Origin of the sequence: Streptomyces sp. NBC_00045, from assembly GCF_045041095.1 — a bacterium.
GTDB lineage: Bacteria > Actinomycetota > Actinomycetes > Streptomycetales > Streptomycetaceae > Streptomyces.
Window position 1 is genome coordinate 3,254,376 of record NZ_CP108271.1, and the last position, 24,186, is coordinate 3,278,561.

A 24,186-nucleotide genomic window follows, 5' to 3' on the forward strand; every position below is an offset into this window, starting at 1 on the left:
CCACCCCGGCCCGGGCCCCGGCCGCCAACGGCTGCCGCTGCCGCTGCCGCTGCCGCTGCACCGAGGGCGGGTAGACGACGCACGCTCCGCCGGAGGCGGGGGGCCGGCGTTCAACCCCCCGCGGCACCGGTTCGACTTCGCCGGGGGCGGGGGCCAGCGTTCAGTCCCCGATGGCTACGGGTTCGGCTTCGCCGGGGGCGAGGAGCCGACGCACGCTCCGCCAGGGGCAGGGGGCCGGCGTTCAGTCCCCGCGGCTACGGGTTCGGCCTCGCCGGGGGCGAGGAGCCGACGCGCACTTCGCCAGGGGCAGGGGGCCGGCGTTCAGTCCCCGCGGCTACGGGTTCGGCCTCGCCAGGACCGAGCGCCCGGCTCCCGGCCCGGCCCCCGCAGGGCGCGTCCGGAGCCGGTCCGTGAACGGCGGACGGGGTCCCCAGCACCCGCCAACGGCTGCCGCTACGCCGGGGGCGAGGAGCCGACGCGCACTTCGCCAGGGTCGGCGGGGCCGGCATTCCGTCCTCCGTGGCTACGGGTTCGGCCTCGCCAGGACCGAGCGCCCGGCTCCCGGCCCGGCCCCCGCAGGGCGCGTCCGGAGCCGGTCCGTGAACGGCGGACGGGGTCCCCAGCACCCGCCAACGGCTGCCGCTACGCCGAGGGCGAGGAGCCGACGCGCACTTCGCCAGGGTCGGCGGGGCCGGCATTCGGTCCCCCGTGGCTAACGGTTCGGCTTCGTCGGGGCCGAGTGTTTGCCGTTCTGGGGTGGCTGCGGCTCGTCGCCCGAGGAGGCGAGCCAGCCGCCCAGTCCGAGCGCGGCGGCCAGGGCGAGCGCCGCCGCCGTCAGCGCGAGTCGGCGCCTGCGGACGGTGTCCGCCCGGTGGCGCGCCGAGCCCGGCCGGTGCCCGCCCGCGGGGCGCGGTACCCGGGCCGTGCCCAGCGCTCCCCCGGCCAGCTCGTCCGGCCCCGGCACCCGCATCGAGGTGTGCGTGTCCCGGTTCGAGTCCGTCGCGGAGCCCGGCACGAGCGGGACCACGCCCCGGCGGCGGACCGGGTCGGCTTCCAGCGGCTCCACCGAGGCGGGATCCAGTTCGGGCTCGTCCGGCTCGTCCACGTCCAGCGGCGGCATCCCGACCAGCAGCGGCAGCAGGTCGCGCAGCCGCGCCGACAGCTCAGAGGCCCGCAGCCGGGACGCCGGCGCCTTGGCCAGGCACTGCACGATCAGCTGCCACAGCTCGTCGGGGATGCCGGGCAGCGGGACCACGGTCTCCGTCACGTGCCGCCGCAGCACCGCGCCCGGGTGGCCCCCGCCGAACGGGGTGAACCCGGCCAGCAGCTCGTACAACACGGTGGCCAGGGCGTATATGTCGACGGCGGCCCGCGGCGGCAGGCCCTCCACGATCTCCGGCGCCAGATAGTCCGGCGTGCCGATGATCCGGGTCGTGGGGGCCGTGGCCCGACCGGTGGAGGCCCGCCGCGGCGAGTCGATCAGCTTGGCCACGCCGAAGTCGGTCAGCAGCGCCGGGTGCGAGCCGCCCGGCCCCAGTGGCCCCTGCATGTCCAGCAGGACGTTCTCGGGCTTCACGTCCCGGTGCACGACCCCGGCGGCGTGCGCGGCGGCCAGCGCGTCCGCGACGTCGGCGACGATCGCCACGGCCGCCTCGGGGGCGAGCCGGCGCTCCCGGTCGAGGCGCGTGCGCAGATCCGTACCGCGTACGAGGTCCATGACCAGGGCCAGGTCGTTGCCGTCGACGACGAGGTCGCGGACGGACACGATGTGGGGGTGGTCCAGGCCGAGCAGCGCGCTGCGCTCCTGGACGAAGCGTCCGACCAGCTCCTGGTCGGACGCGAGGTCCTCGCGCAGCAGTTTGACGGCGACGGGCCCGTCCGGCCCCTCGCCCAGCCACACCGTGCCCGCGCTGCCGCGCCCCAGGATCTGGTGCGCGGTGTACCGGCTGCCGATCTTCCGTGCCACGACTGCTCCCTCAGCGGCTGGCGTACGCACCAAAGCTACGCGGCCGGATGGGGGTTGGAGGACCCGGAACACGGCGACCTTCACTTCTGGGGGCGAAATCACGCCCCAGAAGTCGACAAATCTACGAAGTCGGCGCTACGGGGGCCCGGTTCAGGGCGTGCCGCCGCCCGTCCCGCTACCCGTGGAGTCCGCGAGCGCGCCGACCCAGTCGACGATCTCTGAGCCCCAGGTCCACAGCTGGTCCCACCAGCCCTTGCCGGTGCCGACCCACTCCTGGAGCGGGGTGAGCTCCCAGACCAGCCAGCCCGCCACCACGAACAGCAGGATCATGACCAGGCAGCCCTTGAGGCAGCCCAGGCCCGGGATCTTGATCGGGTTGGCGCTGCGGGGGCGCGGCTCGCGCGGCTCCCTGGGGGCGCGCGGCGGTGCCTGCGGGGGCTGCTGCTGCGGGGGTGCCTGCCGCTGCGGGGCCTGCCGCTGGGGGGGCTGGGGCGGCTGCTGGTACGGCGGCTGCTGCGGCTGCTGGTACTGCTGCGGCGCCGGCTGCTGCGGGTAGAACGGCTGCTGCGGAGGCTGCTGGTACGGCGGCTGCTGCTGGTACTGCTGCGGCGGCGGACCCTGGCGGTACTGCGGGGGCTGCTGCTGCGGCGGCGGGGGCGCCTGCCGCTGCGGGCGCCGGCGCAGGGGGTCCTCGCTCGGGTCGAGGTAGTGCATCTGCGTCTGCTCGTTGCGGTCGCGCGCGGCCTGCATCTGCGACTGCCACGGGTGCGGCTGGTCCGGCCGCTGCACCGGGGGCATGACCGAGGTCGGGTCCGCGCCGGGGCCGCCCGCGCTCGGCAGCACCGAGGTGGCGTCGGCCGCGCCGACCGGCGGGAACACGCTGGTCATGCCGTTCGGGTCGTAGCCGCCCATCGGCGCACCGGCGCGGCCTGGCAGCACCTGGGTGGGGTCGGCGCCGCCGCCGTCCGGGGTCGCGGGGACCGGCGCGGGCGAGGGGTCGGGCGCGAGCAGTGCGCCGACGCCGAGGGCGGCCTCCACCTCGGAGGGGGCGCTGTGCACGCCGATGCCGGAGGCGACCACGCGCAGGGCGCGGGCCAGGTTCTCGGCGCTGGGGCGCTCGTTCGGCTCCTTGCGCAGGCAGCGCTCGATGACGATCCAGAGCGGCTCGGGCACGTTCGGCGGGCGCTGCGGGTCCTCGCTGAGGTGGCGGTGCAGCACTTCGAGGGCGGTGCCGCCGGCGAACGGCGGGCGTCCGGTGACCAGTTCGTACAGCAGGATGCCGGCGCCGTAGATGTCGACGGCGGAGGTCTGCGGGCGGCCCTCGGCGGACTCGGGTGCGACGTAGGCGGGGGTGCCGACGAACTCGTGCGTGCGGGTCAGCCCCGGGGAGTCGGCGAGGCGGGCGATGCCGAAGTCGGTGAGCATCGGCTTCATCTGGCCGCCGCGCTCGTCGAGCAGGACGTTGGCCGGCTTCAGGTCGCGGTGGACCACGCCGTCGGCATGGCTGGCCGCGAGCGCGTCCGCGATCTGGGCGGTCAGCAGGCTCGCGGCCACGGGCGTGAAGGGGCCGTTCTGCCGGATGTACTTGTGCAGGTCCGGGCCGTCGATCAGGTCCATGACGAGGGCGAGGAGGTCGCCCTCGACGACGAGGTCGCGGGTGCGCACGATGTTGGGGTGCGTCAGGCGCAGCAGGACGGAGCGCTCCCGCAGGAACCGCATGACGATGTCCGCGTCCTGGGCCAGCTCCTCTTTGAGGACCTTGATGGCCACGGTCTCGCCGGGCTGCCCGGCGACGGCTGCCTCCGCGCCGGCGGTCTCCCGCTGGCGGGCACGCCAGACGGTGCCTGTGGCGCCGCGTCCGAGCGGCTCCTCAAGCAGGTACTTGCTGCCGACTGGCCGCACGTCTCGCGCTCCCTGCTGTCGTCCCTGCCGTGGTTCTTCAGGGTGGTGCTTTTTCCGGCCCACTCTAGGGGGTGTCCCTGGGGAAGACGCGGGGTGCCGGAGGTTGGTTGCCGCACATATGTACGAAGAGTGATGTTTGAGGGGTATGTCGGGGGCGTTTTCCCGCGACTTTTGGTCGACCCGTATGCCCCGACGTGTACGCGACACGCGCAGAGGTGTGATCATTCAAGATCATTTATTGCCGGGTGCCGGGCGTGTTGTCCGTGACAGGTGCGAGGATGCACCCGTACGGAACGGCCGGGACGGGAGCCCGCCTTCCGGCAGACCTGACCGGACGACGCGCCGTGCCGGGTGGGGGGTCGAGCGGGCGGGCACGCCCCGTCGCACCCCTGCCGGGCGCACGCACCGCGCACCGCGCAGAAGGGACCGCTGACGGCGATGCAGATCCGGCTGACCGTCCTTGGGTCGCGCAGCGGCCACCAGACCGCGCCCGCCGGCTGTGACGTGCTCGTCACCGCACCCGTGGGCACCGCCCTCGCCGCCGTGGCCTCCGGCCTCGCGGCGACCGTAGGCGGGCCCGACACCGGTGGCACGGTCGTGCTGTACGCAGGCAGGGAGCGGCTCGACCTCCAGCGGCGGGTGCTCGGGGAGCCGCCGCTCGTGGACGGGGCGGTGCTGGGGCTGCACGCCCCGGTGCCGGACGTCCTGCCGGACGGGACGGACGGGACGGACGGGGCGCAGCTGCACGTGGTGGCCGGACCGGACGCGGGCGGGGTGCACCTGCTGCACCCGGGGGCGATCCGGATCGGACGCTCGGCCGACGCGGACGTCCCGCTGGACGACCCGGACGTGTCACGGCTGCACTGCGCGGTGACGGTGATGCCGGACGGGCGGGTGGCCGTGGCCGACCTGGACTCGACGAACGGCACGACGGTGGACGGCGCGGCGGTGGGCCCGCAGCCGGTGGCGCTGGCACCGGGTGCGCTGCTCCGCATCGGCGAATCGACGCTCCGCCTGGCCCCGGACACGGCGTCCGCCCTTCCCGTCGTCCCGGATCTGGAGGGCCACCTCTCGCTGGCGGCGCCCGAGGCCCCCGGGGACTCCGCGGGCGCCGACCTGACCGGGCAGGTGCCCGTCACGGACCTGCCCCTCGGCACGCCCGGCACGGGCCGGTCCGACGCGAACGCGAGCGGCCGGCCCGGCCCGTCGTACGGGGCGCCTGGCGCGGGCCACGTGGCCGGACCGGGGACGGACCGCGACGCGGGCCGCGATGTCGGTCCGGGCCCGGAATCCGGCGCGGCTCGCCCCGGGTGGAGCGGCGCAGTCGGCCCCGGCCCCGACGCGGGCCGCAACGGCCGGACCGGCCCGGCCTACGGCACCTCCGGCGCAGGCCGGGGGGCCGGACCGGGCGAGGGCCGCCAGACCGGGCCGGGCACGGAGTCAGGTGCGGGCCGCGGGGCCGGGGCGGAGCACGGCGGCTCCGGCGCCGGGTGGACCGGTGCGGGCGGACCCGGCACGGGCCGGCCCGGCGCGTCGTACGGCGCCCCCGGCGCGGGCCACGACCTGCGCCCGGCGGCCGGACCGGGGACGGGTGCCGGCGCGGGCCGCGCGGCCGGGCCGGGCACAGGATCCGGCGCGGGCCGTGGCCCCGGGGCGGAGTCCGGCGCAGGCGGCTCGGCGGGACCGGGTTCGGAGCCCGGAGCCGGGCCGCGCGGGGTGCGGAAGCGGGGGTTCGGGGCCTGGGCGCGGAAGTGGGTGCGGGGGGAAGAGACCTCCGGGGCGGAGGGCGTGGCCGCGCCGGCCGCGGCCGCCGCGCCGGACGCCGATGATCCCGCCGCACTGTTGCTGGCCGCTCTCGGGCCGACCCGGCGGTTGTGGTCCCGACCCCGGGGCCGGCTCGACGTCGGCCTCGGGGCCGGCAGCCGGGTCGCGTTCCAGGACGTCGGCGCGCTCGGCATCGCCGGGCCGCGCGGACGGCTGACCGGGGTCGCCCGGTCCGTGGTCGCCCAGCTCGCCGCCCTCCACGGGCCCGGCGAGCTGGAGATCGTGCTGCTGGCCGCGGACCGCGCACGCGGCATCGCCGAGCGGCGAGCCGACTGGGGCTGGCTCGGCTGGCTGCCGCACGTGCGGCCCGCGCACGGGCAGGACTGCCGGCTGCTCCTGGCGTACGACCGGGACCAGGCCGGCGCCCGCACCGCCGAGCTGACCCGCCGCCTCGACGACAGTCCCCTCGGTACCCACTGGGCCGCCGCCGACCCCGACGACGTCCGCGAAGCCGCGTACGCCCACCAGGGCCCGTACACGCTCCTCGTTATCGACGGGGAGCCCGGCTCCGGTGCGCTGCGCGACCTCACCGGCCGCCTCGCCTCGCACGGGCCGGCCGCCGGGATCCACGTGCTCGTGCTCGCCGAGACGCCGGCCGCCACGCCCGCCTCCCCGCTCACCGAGACGTACGAGGCCGCCTGCGCGAGCAGCCCCGCCTTCCGGGACTGTGGCGCGATCGCCCTGCTCAGCGGTGATGTGGCCACGACCGTACGGACGTTCACGGTGACCGGCGGCAAGCCCTCACCGCCCGGAACCACCGCCACCGCCGACGCCGTCTCCGCGGCCTGGGCCGAGCGGTTCGCCCGCGCCCTGGCCCCGCTGCGCGCCGAGCCGTCCCCGGCCGGACCGCGGCCGGCCGTTGCCACCGCGCTCCCGAACACCGCTCGGCTGCTGGACGAGTTGGGGTTGGCCCGGGCCACCCCGGCTTCGCTGATGGCCCGTTGGGCCGCCGCCACGGACCAGGGGCAGGACGTCGGCGGGCGCGCCGAGCTCGTGCTCGGCAGCGGGCGGCGCGGGCCGGTCGGTGCCGAGCTGGTCCAGGACGGGCCGCACCTCCTCATCGAGGGACCCACCGGAAGCGGCCGTACGGAGCTGCTGCGGTCGGTGGCCGCGTCCCTGTCCGCGGCCGCCCGGCCCGACCGGCTGGGCCTGGTCCTGCTGGACGGGGCCGGCGGCGAGCGCGGTGACGGGCTCCAGCCGTGCACCGAGCTCCCGCACGTCGCGGCGCACCTCGTCGCCGCCGACCCGGTTCGCATGCGGGAGTTCGCCCAGGCCCTCGGCGCCGAGCTGAAGCGCCGCAGCGAGCTCCTGGACGGGGTCCCGTTCGCCGAGTGGCATTCTCGCCGCGCACTGTCCGACCGGATGGTCTCACCCCGTCAGCCGAGTCCCGGCGAACTGCTCGGCGATCTCGACCCGCAGCGCTCGGGCACGCTGCGGCTGCGTTCCGCCGCGCCGCGCACCGAACCCGCCGGGCCGGGCCCGCTGCCCCGCCTGGTGGTGCTGGTGGACGACTTCGACGCGCTGGTCGCGCCGGGGCTGGGCAGTACGGGCCGCCCCGCCGCCGGATCCGTCGTACGGGCGCTGGACGCGGTGGCCCGCGACGGCGCCCGGCTCGGCGTGCACCTGGTGGCCACGAGCGCCCGCCCGGACCGTACGGCCGACAGCGAGCTGGCCCGTACGAACCCGCTCCGGATCGATCTGGACGCCCCGGACCAGCCGGGCCCGGGCCGGGGCCGGCTGCGGTACGCCGACGGGCGGACGGTCCCGTTCCAGGGCGGCCGGGTGACCGGCCGGATCCCGCGGACGGCGACGCAGCGGCCGACCGTGGTGCCGGTCGAGTGGGAGCGGATGGGCGATCCCCCGGCCCGCCGCCCCGTGCGCGAGCTGGGCAACGGCCCCACCGACCTGGCGCTGCTGGCGAGCGCTCTGGACCGGGCCTCGCACCTGGTCTCGGCGATACCCGTGCTGTTCCCGCCGGCTCCCTGAGCGGGCGGGAACTGCCCGCAGCGACACGCTGCGGCGCGGGCGAGGCGGTATTGCGGGGGTGCGCGGCTCGGCGTAGACCTTGTGGGACGAGTCACACCACGGGCATCCGGGGGCAGAGCCATGCGCAGGCAGGGAACGAGCCGCACGAAGGACCGTAGTCGTACGGAGGACCGCAGAAACGGCCGGGCGGCCGCGTGGGCGGCCCTGGTGGCCGCGGGCGCGCTGACGCTGAGCGGGTGCGGGGGCGGCGGTGACGAGAAGGAGGACCCGCCGCAGGGCGGGGAGGCCTCGACGGCCGGGCAGCGGGTGGAATTACCGAAGCTGAACGGCGAGAAGCTGGAGGTCGCCGCGGTCTGGACGGGACCGGAGCAGGCGAACTTCACGAAGGTCCTGAAGGAGTTCGAGAAGCGGACGGGTGCGACGGTCACGTTCGTCCCGGCGCAGGACCCGATCGTCACGTTCCTCGGCACGAAGATCGCGGGCGGTCAGCCGCCGGACGTGGCGCTGCTGCCGCAGGTCGGGGCGCTGGTGTCGGCGGTGCAGAACAAGTGGGTGCAGCCGGTGGGGCCGGAGGCGCGGGCTCAGCTCGACAAGAACTATTCGGACGGCTGGAAGAAACTGGGAGCGGTCGACGGCACCCAGTACGGGGTGTACTACAAGGCCGCCAACAAGTCTCTGGTCTGGTACAACGCGAAGGCCTTCGAGGCGGCGGGCGTGCAGCCGCCGAAGACCTGGAAGGAGCTGCTGACCGCGGCCGACACCCTTTCGGCGTCCGGTACGCCGGCCGTCTCGGTGGCCGGTGCGGACGGCTGGACGCTGACGGACTGGTTCGAGAACGTCTACCTCTCGCAGGCGGGCCCGCAGAAGTACGACCAGCTGTCCAAGCACCAGATCAAGTGGACGGACGACAGCGTCAAGCAGGCGCTGATCACCCTCGGGGAGCTGTTCGGCCGCAAGGACTTCCTGGCGGGCGGCACGGCCGGGGCGCTGGCCACCGAGTTCCCGAAGTCGGTGACGCAGACCTTCACCGGGGGCGACCGGCCGGCGGCCGCGATGGTCTACGAGGGTGACTTCGTGGCGGTGAACATCGGGCAGACCGAGGCGAAGGTGGGCAAGGACGCGCTCGTCTTCCCGTTTCCGGCGGTCGGTGGCAAGGCGCCGGTGGTCTCGGGCGGCGATGTCGCGGTCGCGCTGAAGCCGTCGAAGGGGGCTCAGGCGCTGCTGACGTTCCTGGCCTCCCCGGACGCGGCGGAGATCCAGGCCCGCGAGGGCGGTTTCGTCTCCCCGAACAAGTCGGTGGACCTGAAGGCCTATCCGAACGACATCCAGCGGGGCATCGCCAAGGCGTTGATCGCGTCGGGCGACGACTTCCGCTTCGACATGTCGGACCAGGCTCCGGCGGCGTTCGGCGGGACGCCGGGGGCGGGCGAGTGGAAGGCGCTCCAGGACTTCCTGGCGAACCCGTCGGACGTGGCGGGCACCCAGGCCAGACTGGAGGCGGACGCGGCCAAGGCCTACGGGAACTGATCCCGTGGCGGCCCCGGCCACGTCGGCTGCACGGTCCGCGGAGGCCCGGCGCCGCCGCCTCGTCGCGGCGGCGTTCCTCCTGCCCGCCCTGGTGCTGCTCGGCGCGCTGGTCGTGCATCCGATCGGCTACTCGATCTACCGCAGCTTCTTCGACCGCTCCGGCGACACGTTCGTGGGCGGCGGCAACTACCGGGAGATCCTGCACGACGACACGATCCGCACGGCCCTGAAGAACACGGCGCTGTGGGTGGTGCTGGCGCCGACCACGGCCACCGCCCTCGGTCTGATCTTCGCGGTGCTCACCGAACGGGTGCGCTGGGGCACGGCGTTCAAACTGCTCGTGTTCATGCCGATGGCGATCTCGATGCTGGCGGCGGGCATCATCTTCCGGCTCGTGTACGACCACGACCCCGATCGGGGGGTCGCGAACGCGGTCTGGGTCGGGGTGCACGACACCTTCGCGCAGTCCTCGGCCTTCCCGAAGGCGCGGCCGGGCCGCGACTCCCCGCTGGTCCCGGCCGAGGGGGAGCAGGCGGGCGGCTTCACGACCCGTGCTCCCGTCCGGGCGGGCGTGCCGGTGCTGCTCCCGCTGGTCGGCGTGGCCCCCGAGGCCCTGCCCGGGGGGACCCGTACGGCCGTGGCGGCACCCGCCGAGCCGGGGAAGGTCACCGGGACGGCCTGGCAGGACTTCACCCGGGGCGGCGGGGGCCGGACGAACGCGGTCGACCCGACCGAGTCCGGGCTCGCGGGCATCCGGATCGAAGCGGTCAAGGACGGCCGGGTGGTCGACTCGGCGACGGCCCGCGCCGACGGCACGTTCACCCTGTCCGCGAAGGCCGACGGGGCACTGCTGCGGCTTCCCGCGTCGAACTTCCGGGAGGCGTACGCGGGGGTGGAGTGGCTCGGCCCGACGCTGGTGACCCCGGCGGTGATCGGCGCGTACGTGTGGATGTGGGCCGGTTTCGCGATGGTGCTGATCGGGGCGGGGCTGGCCGCCGTGCCTCGGGAGCTGCTGGAGGCGGCGCGGGTGGACGGGGCGAACGAGTGGCAGGTGTTCCGCCGGATCACGGTTCCGCTGCTGGCGCCCGTGCTGGCGGTCGTCCTCGTGACCCTGGTGATCAACGTGATGAAGATCTTCGACCTGGTGTTCGTGATCGCGCCGGGCTCGGTGCAGGACGACGCGAACGTCCTGGCGCTCCAGCTGTACCGCACCTCGTTCGGCACCGACGCCGATCCGGGCCTGGGCAGTGCCATCGCGGTGCTGCTGCTGGCGCTGGTGGTGCCGGTCATGCTCTACAACATCCGCAGGCTGCGGAAGGAGGGGTCCCGATGAGCACCTCCGCCCAGGCCCGCCCGGGAGCGGGTGCCGGCGCCCGCCCCGCCCCCCGTGCCGGTGCACGGGCCGGCCGGCTCGCTGCCGGTGCGGCGGCCGGAGCCGTCCGCGTGTTCCTGGTCCTGGCCGCACTGTTCTGGCTGCTGCCGACGCTCGGGCTGCTGATCTCCTCCTTCCTCTCCCCCACCGACCTGAACGAGGGCGGCTGGTGGCAGGCGCTGACCGCGCCGGCACGGCTGACGACCGACAACTACGCACACCTGCTGGCCGACGACACCATCACCAGCGCCCTCCTCAGCACGGTGGCCATCACGGTCCCGGCGACGCTGCTCGTGGTGGTCCTGGGATCGCTGGCCGGATACGCCTTCGCCTGGCTGGAGTTCCCGGGCCGGGACTGGCTGTTCCTGGTCGTGGTCGGGCTGCTGGTCGTCCCCGTGCAGGTGGCGCTGATCCCCGTCTCGAAACTGTTCGGCTCCATCGGGCTGTTCGAGACCACGGCCGGGGTGGTCCTGTTCCACACCGCGTTCGGGCTGCCGTTCGCCATCTTCCTGCTGCGCAATTTCTTCGCGCAGATCCCGCGCGAACTGCTGGAGGCGGCCCGGCTGGACGGCGCGGGCGAACTGCGGCTGTTCGCCTGGGTGGTGCTGCCGCTGGGCGGGCCCGCGATCGCCTCGCTCGCCATCTTCGAGTTCCTGTGGGTGTGGAACGACATGCTGGTCGCGCTGGTGTTCGCGAACTCGGCGAACCCGCCGATCACGGTCGCGCTCCAGCAGCAGGTACGGCAGTTCGGCAACAACATCGACGTGCTGGCGCCCGGCGCGTTCCTTTCGATGGTGGTTCCGCTCGTGGTGTTCTTCGCCTTCCAGCGGCAGTTCGTCTCGGGGGTGATGGCGGGAGCGGTCAAATAGCGCAATTCGGGTGGTTGACGTGCGGGATTGACGCTGTGTAACCCGAATGCCGCACGCTGCGTAACCCGATCGCCACGCCAGGGGTTCTGGGGCAATAAACCCGCGCCGACCCCTGGATGTGCCGTGCCCCGGTTCAGCGTCATCGTGCCCGCGTACAACGTTCAGGCGTACCTCCAGGAGAGTCTGGACTCGGTCCTGTCGCAGTCGTACCCGGATCTGGAGCTGATCGCGGTCGACGACGCCTCGCCGGACGCCTGCGGTTCGATCATCGACGAGTACGCGGCGCGGGACCCCCGGGTGACCGCGGTGCACCTGGCGCACAACCTGGGCCTGGGCCCGGCCCGCAACGCGGGCCTGGCCCGGGCCACCGGCGACTACCTGGTCTTCCTCGACGGTGACGACACCCTCGCCCCGGGCGCCCTGCGGGCCATCACCGACCGGCTCAAGGACACCGGATCCCCGGACGTCCTCGTCTACGACTACGCGCGCACCTTCTGGACCGGCGAGCTGGTGCGCAACCGGCTCTCGCACCGGCTGGCCGAGGAGGGTCCGGCCAGCTTCCGGCTCGCGGACCGCCCGGCCCTGCTCGGCATGCTGATGGTGGTGTGGAACAAGGCGTACCGCCGCGAGTTCGCGGAACGCGAGGGCCTCGCGTTCCCGCCCGGTTTCTACGAGGACACCCCCTGGACCTATCCGGCGCTGCTGGCCGCCGAGTCCATCGCGGTCCTGGACCGGGTGTGCGTGCACTACCGCCAGCGGCGCACCGGCTCGATCCTGACCACCACCAGCCGCCGCCACCTGGACATCTTCGACCAGTACGACCGGGTCTTCGGATACCTCGGCTCCCGCCCCGAGCTGGAGCGCTGGCGCCCCAGCCTGCACCGGCGGATGGCCGAGCACTTCTGCGCCCTGTACGCCGACCCGCGCCGCCTCCCGCGCGCCTGCCGGGCCGAGTTCTTCCAACGCGCCTCCGCGCTGCTGCGCCGCTACCGGGCCGCGGGCTCGCCGCCGCTGCCGCAGTCGCTGTCGCTGTCGCGCACCGACCGGGTCCGGCACGCCCTGATGCGGCTCGGCGTGCGCCGCACGTACCGCACGCTGTCGGTGCTCCGCTCGGCCGCGCTCGCGGCGGGGCGCGCCGGGGTGTCGCTGTGGCGGGGGCTGCGCGAGACGGCGCTGCGCCTGCACTACCGCCTCCAGCGGCTGTTGCCGCTGCGGCCGGAGCTGGCGGTCTTCTCCGCGTACTGGCACGGCGGCTACGCCTGCAACCCGGCGGCCATCGAGGCCAAGCTGCGCGAGCTCGCGCCCCGGATGCGGACGGCGTGGATCTGCGACCCGCGGCACGCGGCGACGCTCCCGCCGGAGACGGCCGCGCTGCGCCCGGGCTCCGCGGCGTACTGGACGGCGCTCGCCAGGGCCGCGTACCTGACCACGAACGTCAACTTCGACCGGGCCCTGGTCAAGCGGCCGGGCCAGGTCCTCCTCCAGACCCAGCACGGCACCCCGCTCAAGCGGGTCGGCCTGGACCTCCAGGACCGGCCGGCAGCCACTCCGACGACCGATTTCGCGGGCCTGCTGCGCGGCGCGGACCAGTGGGACTACCTGCTGTCCGCGAACCGCCACTCCACCCTGGTGTGGGAGAAGGCGATCCCGTCCTCGTACACGACGCTCGAATACGGCTACCCGCGCAACGACGCCTTCCACCGGGCCACCGTGGACGACGTCGTCGCGCTGCGCGAACGCCTCGGCATCCCGGCGGGCTCGACCGCGATCCTGTACGCGCCGACCCACCGCGACTACCGGCGCAGCCGGCCCGAACACCTGGACTTCGAGCGGGTGCTGCGGGACCTGGGCCCGCGCTTCACGATCCTGACGCGCACGCACCTGACGTACGCGGACGCGTCCGTCCCGGCGGTGTGCCACCCGCGCCTGGTCGACGTCTCCGGGTACCCGTCGGTGGAGGAGCTCTGCCTGGCGTCGGACGCGCTGGTGACGGACTATTCGTCGCTGATGTTCGACTACGCGGCGCTGGACCGGCCGATCGTGATCCACGCGGAGGACTGGGAGGCGTACGAGGCCGCCCGCGGCACGTACTTCGACCTGCGCTCGTGTCCGCCGGGGGCGATCGCCCGGACCGAGGACGAGCTGGTGGACATCTTCGCCACGGGGCACTGGCGGGGCTCGCGCTCGGCGCAGCTGCGGGCGGCGTTCCGGTCGCGGTTCTGCTCGTACGACGACGGGCACGCGGCCGAGCGCGTCGTGCGCCGGGTCTTCCTGGGCCAGCCGGCCGCGGTCCCTGCGGTCGTCCCGCTCCCGGACCGCCGCCCGGCGCCGCCGGCCCCGTCCGGCGTGCCGGAACCCACGCTCGCGTCCGTGACCACGCAGGGCGTGTGGCCGTAGGGGCGGGCGCGGGCGGTCCGGCCGGTCCGGCCGGATCCGCCGGTCAGGACCCGGGCGACACGGCCTTCAGGCCTGCCACCACCGAGCGGGCCAGGTCGTCCAGGTAGGGGCCCGGAACGGCGTCGCGCGCCACCACCTGGCGCCAGTAGAGGGGGCCGATCGCGAGGTCCAGGGCCCGGCCCGGGTCCGTCCCCGCCGCCAGTTCGCCGCGTGCTACGGCCTCCGAGACGATCCCCTCGGCCATCCGCCGCTCCCCGTCCAGCAGGGCGCCGCGCACTGCGTCCGCGATCTCCGGGTTGCGGGCCGCCTCGACCAGCAGGTCGGGGATGACCGCCGAGGCGACCGGGTGCCGCAGCACGTGTGACATCACTTCGAGCAGGGCCCGTACGTCGCCGTACAGCGAGCCCGTCGCCGGCACCGGCAGGCCGTCCACCGCGAAGGCACCCACCAGGTCCAGCACCAGGTGCAGCTTCGACTTCCAGCGCCGGTAGACGGCCGTCTTCCCGACGCCCGCGCGCCGCGCGATCCCTTCGATGGACATCCGCGAGAACCCGACCGCGGCCAGTTCCTCCACCACCGCCGCCCGGATCGCCTCGGTCACGTCCTCGCGCAGGACGGCGGCCCCGGCGGGGGTGCGGCGGGCGGGTGCGGGGACGGCGGCGTCGGCAGGGTCCGTGGTCATGCAGCGAGCATAGCCGCGCACGCCGTCACCCACTCGTCACGACGATACGGTTGCGTTCCGTCGTACCGCGCCCTACTCTCGCCGTAGCGACGATACGGACCCGTCCCGACGCACTGACCCCGTCGAAAGCGACCCCCCGTGACCCCCGTGACCACTACGCCGGCCCGGCCCGCCCCGGCCGCCACGCTCGCAGAGCTGGCGTCCGCCCACGGCCTGACCGTCAGCGGCGCCCGCCCCTCGCTCCCCAGCTACGTGCGCCAGCTCTGGGGCCGCCGCCACTTCGTGACCGCGTACGCCACCGCCCGGATGCACGCCACGTACAGCACGGCCAAGCTCGGCCAGGTCTGGCACCTGGTGACCCCGCTGCTCAACGCGGCCGTCTACTACTTCATCTTCGGCGTCGTCATGAACGCCAGCCACGACGTGCCGGACTACATCCCGTTCCTGATCACCGGCGTCTTCGTCTGGGACTTCATCGGGAGCTCCATCAACGCTTCCACCCGCGCCGTCCACGGCAACCTCGGCCTGGTCCGCGCCCTGCACTTCCCCCGCGCCAGCCTGCCGCTGTCCACCGTCGTCCAGCTCTTCCAGCAGCTGCTCGTCACGATGGGCGCGCTCGTCCTCCTGCTGTTCGCCTGCGGACAGACGCCGACCGCGAAGTGGCTGCTGGTCGCCCCGACCCTGGTCCTGATGGCAGTCTTCTGCGCCGGCGTCGCCATGGTGATGGCCCGCATCGGCAGCAAGAGCCCGGACGTCAGCCAGCTGATGCCGTTCGTCCTGCGCACCTGGATGTACTCCTCCGGCGTCATGTGGTCCATCGACCAGATGCTCAAGAAGGACCACCTCGCGCACTGGGTCACCGTCGTGCTCAAGACCAACCCGGCGGCCGTCTACATCGACCTGATGCGCTACGCGCTGATCGACAGCTTCGATGCGCACGCGCTCCCGCACCACGTGTGGGCGATCGCCGTCGGCTGGGCCCTGCTCGCGGGCGTCGGCGGATTCATCTACTTCTGGAAGGCTGAGGAGGAGTACGGCCGTGGCTGACACCGCAACCGCACACGCTGTCGCATCCGTGAGCGGCGCACCGGCCGCACCGGTCGACGACACCCGCGTCCCCACCGTCATCGCCGACGGGGTCCACATCATCTACAAGGTGCACGGCTCCGGTGCCCGCAAGGGCGGCGCCACCGCCGCCCTCAGCCGGATCTTCTCCCGCAAGCCCGCCCCCGGCATGCGCGAGGTGCACGCCGTCAAGGGCGTCACCTTCGTCGCGTACAAGGGCGAGGCCATCGGCCTGATCGGCTCCAACGGCTCCGGCAAGTCCACCCTGCTCTCCGCGATCGCCGGCCTCCAGCCGGTGGCCCGCGGCAAGATCTACTCCCACGGCCAGCCCTCTCTCCTCGGCGTGAACGCGGCCCTGATGAACGACCTCACCGGCGAGCGCAACGTGGTCCTCGGCGGCCTCGCGATGGGCATGTCCAAGCAGCAGATCCGCGAGCGCTACCAGGGCATCGTCGACTTCTCCGGCATCAACGAGAAGGGCGACTTCATCTCCCTGCCCATGCGTACGTACTCCTCCGGCATGGGAGCCCGGCTGCGCTTCTCCATCGCCGCCGCCAAGGACCACGACGTGCTCATGATCGACGAGGCCCTCGCCACCGGCGACGCCGCGTTCCAGCGCCGCAGCCAGGCCCGCATCGAGGAACTCCGCGAGCACGCCGGCACCGTCTTCCTCGTCAGCCACAGCATCGGCACGGTCCGCGAGACCTGTGACCGGGCGATCTGGCTGGAGTCCGGCGTCCTGCGCATGGACGGCCCCTCCGCCGAGGTCTGCGACGCGTACGAGAGGTTCACCTCCGGCCGCTGACGAGCGACGCGCACCAGGGGAAACGGGCGGGCCCGGGACCATCAGGTCCCGGGCCCGCCCCCGTCACACCGGCTCACCGCGGACGCGCAAGGGCGGCCCGGGCCGAAGCCCGAGCCGCCCTTGCGTCATGACGTCATGGCGTCACGGCCCCGCGGGGCCTAGCCGTGCGCCCTCAGCAGCGAACGCATCGTCCGCATCGCGACGGACAGGTTCGCCAGGTCGAAGTCGTCCGAGCCCCGGATCTCGTCCAGGGTCGTCCGGGCCCGGCTGATGATCGCCGCGTTCTTCTCCTCCCACGCCTTGAAGCGCTCCTCGGGAGTCGATTCGCCGTTGCCCACCCCCAGCACGTCGGCGGTCAGCGCGGCGTGCGCCGCGAACAGGTCCTCGCGGATGGAGGCACGGGCCATGGACTGCCAGCGGTCGGACCGCGGCAGCTCGATGATCCGGTCCATCAGCTGGGTGATGTCCAGGCGGTCGGCGAGGTCGTAGTACACCTCGGCGACACCCAGCGGGTCGACGCCCGTGCGGTCCGAGATCGCGACGATGTCCAGCGTCGGGAAGGCCGAGGAGAACCCGGCGACCTTGGCCGCCAGCTCCTCCGGCACGCCCTCACCCGTCAGCTCGTCCACGATCGACTGGTACCAGTCGAGGTCGGCGCCGCGCACCAGCTTGGGCAGCTCGGACCAGACGTGGGCCACCCGGTCGGCGAACAGCTCGATGGTCTCGGTGATCTGGAGCGGCTGCGGCCGGTTGTTCAGCAGCCAGCGGGTGCCGCGCTCGACCAGGCGCCGCGAGTGCAGCCGCACCCGGGTCTGGACGTCCGCCGCGACCTTGTTGTCCAGCGCCTCGACCGCGTCCCACACCTCGGCCATGCCGAAGATCTCGCGCGCCGAGAGCTGCGCCCGGACGATCTCCTCCGTGGAGGCCCCGGTCTCCTCGCGCAGCCGGTGCAGGAAGGTCGAACCACCGCTGTTGACCGTGTCGTTGACGAGCAGCGTCGTGATGATCTCGCGGCGCAGCGCGTGCCCTTCGATCTGCTCCGGGAACTTCCCGCGCAGGGCGGCCGGGAAGTACGCGTGCAGCAGACGGCGCAGGTACGGGTCGTCCGGCAGCTCCGTGGCGATGAGCTCGTCCGCCACCGTGATCTTGGTGTAGGCGAACAGGACGGCCAGCTCCGGCTGGGTCAGGCCCTTGCCGGCGCCCAGCAGTTCGCGGATCTGCCGGTCGGTGGGCAGGAACTCGATGCCCCGGTCCAGCCGTCCGGCGGACTCCAGACGGCGCATGAAGCGCTGCTGGGCGTGCAGCAGGCTGGGGGCCTGGGCGGTGCCGTTGGCCAGGGCCGTGTTCTGCGCGTAGTTGTTGCGCAGCACCAGGTGGCCGACCTCGTCGGTCATCTCCGCCAGGAGCTTGTTGCGCTGCTTGACGGTCATGTCCCCGTCGGCGACGACCGCGTTGAGCAGGATCTTGATGTTCACCTCGTGGTCGGAGGTGTCCACGCCCGCGCTGTTGTCGATGGCGTCGGTGTTGACCTTGCCGCCCTCGCCGCCGGCGCCGATCCGGGCGAACTCGATCCGGCCGAGCTGGGTCAGGCCCAGGTTGCCGCCCTCGCCGATGACCTGGGCGCGGACGTCCCCGCCGTTGACGCGGATGGCGTCGTTGGCCTTGTCGCCGACGTCGGTGTGCGTCTCGGTCCCGGCCTTGACGTACGTACCGATGCCGCCGTTCCACAGCAGGTCCACCGGGGCCTGGAGGATGGCCTGCATCAGGTCGGCCGGGGTCATCTTGGTGATGCCCGGCTCGATGCCGAGGGCCGCGCGCATCTGCGCGTTGACGGGGATCGCCTTCGCCGTACGCGGGTGGACGCCGCCGCCCGAGGACAGCAGAGCCGAGTCGTAGTCGGCCCACGACGAGCGCGGCAGCTCGAACAGGCGCCGGCGCTCGGCGTACGAGGTCGCCGCGTCCGGGGTCGGGTCGATGAAGATGTGCCGGTGGTCGAAGGCGGCGACCAGGCGGATGTGCTCGGAGAGCAGCATGCCGTTGCCGAACACGTCACCGGACATGTCGCCGACGCCGACGACGGTGAAGTCCTCGGTCTGGGTGTCGTGGCCCAGCTCGCGGAAGTGCCGCTTGACGGACTCCCAGGCGCCACGGGCGGTGATGCCCATGCCCTTGTGGTCGTAGCCGGCCGAGCCGCCCGAGGCGAACGCGTCGCCCAGCCAGAAGCCGTACGCCTCGGCAACGCCGTTGGCGATGTCCGAGAAGGTCGCGGTGCCCTTGTCGGCGGCGACGACGAGGTAGGTGTCGTCCTCGTCGTGGCGGACCACGCCGTTCGGCGGCACGACCACGCCGCCGACCATGTTGTCGGTGATGTCGAGCAGCGCCGAGATGAAGATCTTGTACGAGGCGATGCCCTCGGCCAGCCACGCGTCGCGGTCCACCGACGGGTCCGGCAGGTTCTTGGCGACGAAGCCGCCCTTGGCACCGACCGGCACGATGACGGTGTTCTTGACCATCTGCGCCTTGACCAGGCCCAGGATCTCCGTACGGAAGTCCTCGCGGCGGTCGGACCAGCGCAGGCCGCCTCGGGCGACCTTGCCGAAGCGCAGGTGGACGCCCTCGACGCGCGGGGAGTACACCCAGATCTCGTACGCCGGTCGCGGCGCCGGCAGGTCCGGGATGGCCTGCGGGTCGAACTTCATCGACACGTACGCGTGCTGCTCGCCCGCGTCGTTGAGCTGGAAGAAGTTCGTGCGCAGGGTCGCCTTGATGAGGGTGAGGAAGGAACGCAGGATCCGGTCCTCGTCGAGCGAGGCGACCTGGTCCAGGGCCCCGTCCAGCTCCTCCAGCATGGCGTCGATGAGCTCGGTGCCGGCGGACTGGCGGCCGGGCGACATCCGGGCCTCGAAGAGCGAGACCAGCAGCCGGGTGGTGTGGACGTTGTTGCGGAGGGTGTCCTCCATGTAGTCCTGGCTGAAGTTCACGCCGGCCTGGCGCAGGTACTTCGCGTACGCGCGCAGCACCACGGCCTGGCGCCAGGTGAGCCCGGCGCTCAGCACCAGGGTGTTGAAGTTGTCGTTCTCGGCGTCGCCCTGCCAGACCGCGGCGAAGGCGTCCTGGAAGCGTTCGCGGGCGTCGTCGCCGAGGTAGTTGTCGCCGTTGCCGGCGGGCAGCGGCATCCGCAGGCCGAAGTCGTAGATCCACGCGTTGGTGCGGTCGGTGGCGCGCAGCTCGTACGGGCGCTCGTCGGTGACCTCGACGCCCAGGCGCTGGAGCACGGGCAGGACCGCGGACAGCGAGACCTGCTCACCCGTGCGGTAGATCTTGAACCGGCGCTCGCCGGGGCCCGCGCCGACCGGCTCGTACAGCGAGAGCGCGAACGGGCGGTCGCTGGCGGAGAGCCGCTCCAGGTGGCAGAGGTCGGCCACGGCCGCGCGCGGCTTGTGGTCGGCCTTGTAGCCCTCGGGGAACGAGGTGCCGTACTTGCGCAGCAGCTCGGCGGCGCGCTCCTCGCCCACCTCGGCGACCAGGGCGTCGGCGAAGCCGTCGGCCCAGGAGCGGGCGGCCTCGACGAGGCGGGCCTCGATGCGCTCGACGTCGCCGTCCGTCAGGACGGGCAGTTCCTTGCCCTGCGGGACGCGGATGACGAAGTGGATGCGGGCCAGGATCGACTCGGTGTTCCAGGCCGTGAAGTCGACGCTGCTGCCGCCGAGCTCCTCCTGGAGGAGCGCGATCAGGCGCAGCCGCACGCCGGTGGTGTAGCGGTCGCGCGGCAGGTAGACGAGCGCCGAGTAGTAGCGCCCGTACTCGTCCTGACGCAGGTACAGCCGGAGCCGGCGGCGCTCCTGGAGGTACAGGACGGAGGTGGCGATCTCGCGGAGCTTGTCGACCGGGGTCTGGAACAGCTCGTCGCGCGGGTAGGTCTCCAGGATCTGGAGCAGGTCGCGGCCGTCGTGGCTGTGCGGCGAGAAGCCGGCGCCGTCGAGGACCTCGGCGACCTTGCGGCGGATGACCGGGACGCGGCGCACCGACTCGGTGTACGCGGCGGAGGAGAACAGGCCGAGGAAGCGGCGCTCGCCGACGACGTTGCCGTCGGCGTCGAACTTCTTGACGCCGACGTAGTCGAGGTACGAGGGGCGGTGCACGGTGGCGCGGCTGTTGGCCTTGGTCAGCACGAGCAGGCGGTGCTCGCGGGCCTTGGCGCGGGCGTCGGCCGGCAGCCGGTTGAAGGACGGCGAGACGGGGTGGTCGTCCTCCTGGCCGCTGTGGTGCGGGTCGGAGCGCAGGATGCCGAGGCCGGTGCCGGGCACGGCGGCCAGGGCGTCGCCGTCGACGAGGTTGTACTCGCGGTAGCCGAGGAAGGTGAAGTGGTCGTCGGCGAGCCAGCGCAGCAGCTCGCGGGCCTCTTCGAGCTCGTACTCGCGCAGGTCGGGCGCGGTCGGCTCGTCGGGGAGGTCGTCGGCGAGGCGCAGCGCGGCGTCGCGCATCTTCTCCCAGTCCTCGACGGACTCGCGGACGTCGGACAGGACGCGGCGCAGGTCGTCGGTGATCTGCTTGAGGTCGGCGCGGTCGGTCTCGCGGTCGATCTCGACGTGGATCCAGGACTCGACGAGGGAGTCGTGGGGGCGCGCGGTCTTGGGCCCGTGCGCGTCGCAGTCGGGACCGAGGATCTCGATCAGCTTGCCGGTGACGTCACGGCGGACGACGACCTGCGGGTGGATCACGACGTGGATGCCGCGGCTCTGCCGGGACAGCTCGTTCGTCACGGAGTCCACGAGGAACGGCATGTCGTCGGTGACGACCTCGACGACCGAGTGGCTGGACGTCCAGCCGTTCTCCTCGACCGTGGGGGTGTGCACGCGTACGTTCGCGGTGCCCTGCGGCCGGTTCTCGGCGAGGCGGTAGTGCGAGAGCGCCGCCCCGAACACGTCGACCGGGTCCCGGTCGAGGAGGTCCTCCGGGGCGGTGTGCAGGTAGTAGCGCTGGAGATAGGCGAGAGTCGTGTCCCGGTCGGCCCGCTCCCCCTGCTCGGACCCAGTCGGAAGTAGCCCCCCGGCCGGGCTGTTCTCAGCTACCCGTGCCGCCCGCGCGAGCAGCTCGGCCTTTGCTTCGTCCAGCTTGGTCTGCATGTCCTCTGGCTCCTGTCGCGCGCCATTGCGTGACGTAGGTGAAGGAAGGAATGACGTAGCGCCGCGATGCGGGGTGTCCGTTCGGGATCGGCGCCATGCCGTCGTGAGAGCCGCCCGGGAGGGATTTGGCCATGATCGGCGCGAGGTCCCGGCAGCGGGGATCAGCGAAGGCCCGGGCACGGTCGTGCGCCGGGCGCTGGCCGGAGGCGTCAATGCCCCCGATGACTATCGCGCTGATCACGGGTACCAGGCTATCTCGCCTGACCCCCTCCTCGTCACGCACCAGATCTGTACAAAAGCAGGTCGGTAAATTTGACGATGTGCGCAGTGACGCGGACCGACCGGAGCCAGTACTTATTCGGCCAGCTCGCGAGCAGTGCGTACCGCTTCGGCCAGCGAGTCCACGACGGGGACCCCGGCTCGTTCCAGACTGCGACGGCTGTGCGAACCACCTGTGTAGAGGACGGCCCGGGCGCCGACATGAGCCGCGGCGAGCGCATCGTCGACGGCGTCCCCGATGAGGATCGTGCGGTCGGCCGTCACTCCGGTCCCCTCCATGGCCGCCATGTGGCGTATGAGGTGTACGGCTTTGCTGGTGTGCGAGGGGCCGGTGCGCCCGTCGACGCGCAGGAAGTGTCCGCCGATTCCGTGCGCCTCCACGAGGGGTACGAGCCTCTCGTGGGGCGCGAGGGAGAGCAGGGACTGGGTGAGTCCGCCCGCCTGCCAGTCCCGCAGGAGCTCCCGGGCCCCTTCGGTGAGCCCGGCGGCGTCGGCGGCGGCCCAGTAGTGCCGGTGGAAGGTCGCGTCCATGACCTCCCACTCGGCGTCGGTGGGCAGCCGTCCCATCAGCCGCTCGTAGAACTTCGGCACCGGTACGACGTACAGCTCGCGGTAGCGCTCCAGCGTGATCGGCGCGAAGCCGAACTCGGCGAAGGAGGCGTTGGTGGCGGCGATGACGGCGTCGATGTCGTGCAGCAGCGTGCCGTTCCAGTCCCAGACGATGTGGACGCCGGCGGCGGAGGTGACGGGGATGCTCATTTCAGCAGCCCCGGGATCTCCTGGACGCCGAACCACAGCAGTTCGTGGTCCTCGGCGCCGTCCACGGTGGACTGCGCGTCGTCGTCCCCGGCGTCGGCGGCCTCCAGGGCAGCGGCGGCGGCCGTCACGTCGCCCAGGGCCTCATCGGCGTCGACGTGCACGGCGGCGGCCACGGACAGCCGTACGGCCGCGGCGAGGGTCACCCGGCCGAGAGCGGCCTCGTCGTCCCCGGGGGCCGCGGTGGCGGCCTCGTCGGCCACGTCGACGGCCACGACGACGCGCTTGCGCGGGGCGCCGTCCTGCGCGGCGAGCAGGCGCAGGGACGCGGCGGCGGCCCGGCCGAGCGCGGCGTACTCCAGCTCCTCCAGGTCGTCCGACACGTACCACTCCCGCAGGCCGGGCGTGACGGCGTACGCCCGCAGCGGGGCGGGGCCCAGCTCACCCGCCTGGTGCGCCTCGGCGAGCCCGGGAAGGGTCAGGGGGACGTACACGCGCATGGCCGGCTGCTTTCGGTAGTCGGAAAACGCCCTCAGGATACGACTTGACGGGACTGCGCCGGGTGACGACGGCGGTCCCCCTTCGGGCTGCGGGGCGCCGGCCGGATTCCGTCCACGGTGTGCCCCGCGCACCCGCGGCCACCGGCCCGGGGCCGCACCGCACCCACCCGGATAGGTGAAGGCGCCCCGGCCCGCCGCGACCCCGGAGGCGTCGTTGCGGAGGGTGTGCACGGACCGTAGAAGTCCCCTAACAAGTTACCGCCCGGTACCGCTCCGGGCCCGCACATCTCGGGGACGACCGCCATGACCAGGACCAGGAACACCACCCGGCCCCCCGGCCGCCACGACCAGCGCCGCCCCCGCGCGCCCCGCGGCCCGCACGACTGGTTCGCGGAACGGCTCCTGGCGGTGGTCAGCGGCCAGCGGCCGGTCCACTCGCTGCTGGGCCACACGGTGGGCCCGGCTTACGACCAGCTGGTCACCCTGGCCCCCGCGGCTCCGCTCCGGGAGCGCCTGCGCCCGGTCCTGCGCCAGTGCGGCCGCTTCCACCCGGGACCGGGCGTGATCGAGGCCTTCGCGCGCATCGCGACGGGCGACCGCGTCTCGGCGATGGCCTTCCGCCTCGAACAGGGCCCCGACCTCCGCTGGCGCTGCGCGGCCATCGAAATGGGCCCCCTGCCGTGACCGGCCCCTACCGGCCGGTCCACCATGCGGCGGCTCCGGTGCCGGCGGCCGTGGTCACGAGCGTGACGAGCCAGGCGGGGACGCGGTGGATGATCACGTGCAGCCCGCCGCACCGCAGCTCGAACTGCGGCTGCGCGCGCTGGGCCTCAACTCGCTTGTCCATGACCTCAGTTAAGCACCGCCGCCACCCCGCCCGTCATGAGCCGCATCTGTACAAAAAGCAGGGGCGAACTTTGACGCCGTGCACAGCGCACACCGCCCGGCAGGGTGCCGGGAGCAGCCCGGGGGCGCGTTGCGGGAGGGGCACCGCCCCGGCGCAGCGCCGGGCCCTCCGTACGGGCGGGCGTGCGATCGGATGGGCGGGCCCTGGCCGGTTTCCGCCCCCGTCACGTGCGGCCCCACAACGAGGCCGGGGCCGGACACCGTGTGGTGTCCGGCCCCGGCCG

The 24,186-nt window shown here is 73.4% G+C and carries 15 protein-coding genes; 8 read left to right on the forward strand and 7 right to left on the reverse strand.

Annotation, left to right across the window (positions count from 1 at the left end; genetic code table 11):
* Window positions 1-712 precede the first annotated feature (712 nt).
* Both OHA65_RS15265 and OHA65_RS15270 read right to left on the reverse strand, forming a co-directional pair.
* Window positions 713-1,966: a serine/threonine-protein kinase gene (locus OHA65_RS15265; protein ID WP_327283665.1), complete on the reverse strand. Its 1,254-nt coding sequence runs from the start codon at window positions 1,964-1,966 to the stop codon at window positions 713-715.
* 150 nt (window positions 1,967-2,116) lie between these two features.
* Window positions 2,117-3,868 (reverse strand): protein kinase domain-containing protein, encoded by a 1,752-nt coding sequence (locus OHA65_RS15270; protein WP_405762010.1) that lies wholly within the window; start codon window positions 3,866-3,868, stop codon window positions 2,117-2,119.
* Between the two features lie 438 nt (window positions 3,869-4,306).
* Here OHA65_RS15270 and OHA65_RS15275 point away from each other — a divergent pair, with 438 nt between their 5' ends.
* The 5 genes from OHA65_RS15275 to OHA65_RS15295 all read left to right on the forward strand — a co-directional run bounded on the left by OHA65_RS15275 (window position 4,307) and on the right by OHA65_RS15295 (window position 13,843).
* Window positions 4,307-7,678, forward strand: a complete 3,372-nt coding sequence (locus tag OHA65_RS15275; protein ID WP_371643697.1) for an FHA domain-containing protein — start codon at window positions 4,307-4,309, stop codon at window positions 7,676-7,678.
* A 120-nt stretch (window positions 7,679-7,798) separates the two neighbouring features.
* Window positions 7,799-9,205: an ABC transporter substrate-binding protein gene (locus tag OHA65_RS15280; protein ID WP_327283668.1), complete on the forward strand. Its 1,407-nt coding sequence runs from the start codon at window positions 7,799-7,801 to the stop codon at window positions 9,203-9,205.
* A gap of 4 nt (window positions 9,206-9,209) precedes the next feature.
* Window positions 9,210-10,538: a sugar ABC transporter permease gene (locus OHA65_RS15285; protein WP_329313645.1), complete on the forward strand. Its 1,329-nt coding sequence runs from the start codon at window positions 9,210-9,212 to the stop codon at window positions 10,536-10,538.
* Entirely contained in the window at window positions 10,535-11,446 is a 912-nt protein-coding gene (locus OHA65_RS15290) for a carbohydrate ABC transporter permease (RefSeq protein ID WP_327283670.1), read from the forward strand. The genes OHA65_RS15285 and OHA65_RS15290 overlap by 4 nt, the downstream gene beginning before the upstream one ends.
* 123 nt (window positions 11,447-11,569) lie before the next feature.
* Window positions 11,570-13,843: a CDP-glycerol glycerophosphotransferase family protein gene (locus OHA65_RS15295; protein ID WP_371643701.1), complete on the forward strand. Its 2,274-nt coding sequence runs from the start codon at window positions 11,570-11,572 to the stop codon at window positions 13,841-13,843.
* Window positions 13,844-13,886: 43 nt separating this feature from the next.
* Here the strand turns inward: OHA65_RS15295 and OHA65_RS15300 are convergent, their stop codons facing one another.
* A complete protein-coding gene (locus OHA65_RS15300) occupies window positions 13,887-14,525 on the reverse strand; it encodes a TetR/AcrR family transcriptional regulator (protein ID WP_327283672.1) in 639 nt (212 codons plus the stop codon).
* A gap of 138 nt (window positions 14,526-14,663) precedes the next feature.
* Here OHA65_RS15300 and OHA65_RS15305 point away from each other — a divergent pair, with 138 nt between their 5' ends.
* On the forward strand, window positions 14,664-15,572 hold the full coding sequence (locus OHA65_RS15305; RefSeq protein WP_327283673.1) for an ABC transporter permease: 909 nt from the start codon (window positions 14,664-14,666) through the stop codon (window positions 15,570-15,572).
* Window positions 15,573-15,600: 28 nt separating this feature from the next.
* The gene (locus OHA65_RS15310; protein ID WP_327285663.1) at window positions 15,601-16,395 is read left to right on the forward strand and encodes an ABC transporter ATP-binding protein; all 795 of its coding nucleotides are present in this window, start codon (window positions 15,601-15,603) and stop codon (window positions 16,393-16,395) included.
* Between the two features lie 158 nt (window positions 16,396-16,553).
* Here the strand turns inward: OHA65_RS15310 and OHA65_RS15315 are convergent, their stop codons facing one another.
* The 3 genes from OHA65_RS15315 to OHA65_RS15325 all read right to left on the reverse strand — a co-directional run bounded on the left by OHA65_RS15315 (window position 16,554) and on the right by OHA65_RS15325 (window position 23,056).
* Window positions 16,554-21,521 carry an NAD-glutamate dehydrogenase gene (locus OHA65_RS15315; protein ID WP_328762928.1) on the reverse strand — a complete coding sequence of 1,656 codons (4,968 nt, stop codon included), beginning with the start codon at window positions 21,519-21,521 and terminating at the stop codon, window positions 16,554-16,556.
* Between the two features lie 354 nt (window positions 21,522-21,875).
* Entirely contained in the window at window positions 21,876-22,559 is a 684-nt protein-coding gene (locus tag OHA65_RS15320; RefSeq protein ID WP_327283675.1) for a haloacid dehalogenase-like hydrolase, read from the reverse strand.
* Complete coding sequence (locus OHA65_RS15325) at window positions 22,556-23,056, reverse strand: DUF6912 family protein (protein WP_327283676.1); 501 nt, start codon at window positions 23,054-23,056, stop codon at window positions 22,556-22,558. The genes OHA65_RS15320 and OHA65_RS15325 overlap by 4 nt, the downstream gene beginning before the upstream one ends.
* Window positions 23,057-23,359: 303 nt before the next feature.
* Here OHA65_RS15325 and OHA65_RS15330 point away from each other — a divergent pair, with 303 nt between their 5' ends.
* Window positions 23,360-23,740 (forward strand): Rv3235 family protein, encoded by a 381-nt coding sequence (locus OHA65_RS15330; protein WP_327283677.1) that lies wholly within the window; start codon window positions 23,360-23,362, stop codon window positions 23,738-23,740.
* Between the two features lie 7 nt (window positions 23,741-23,747).
* Here the strand turns inward: OHA65_RS15330 and OHA65_RS15335 are convergent, their stop codons facing one another.
* The gene (locus OHA65_RS15335) at window positions 23,748-23,903 is read right to left on the reverse strand and encodes a hypothetical protein (protein WP_327283678.1); all 156 of its coding nucleotides are present in this window, start codon (window positions 23,901-23,903) and stop codon (window positions 23,748-23,750) included.
* Between the last annotated feature and the right edge of the window lie 283 nt (window positions 23,904-24,186).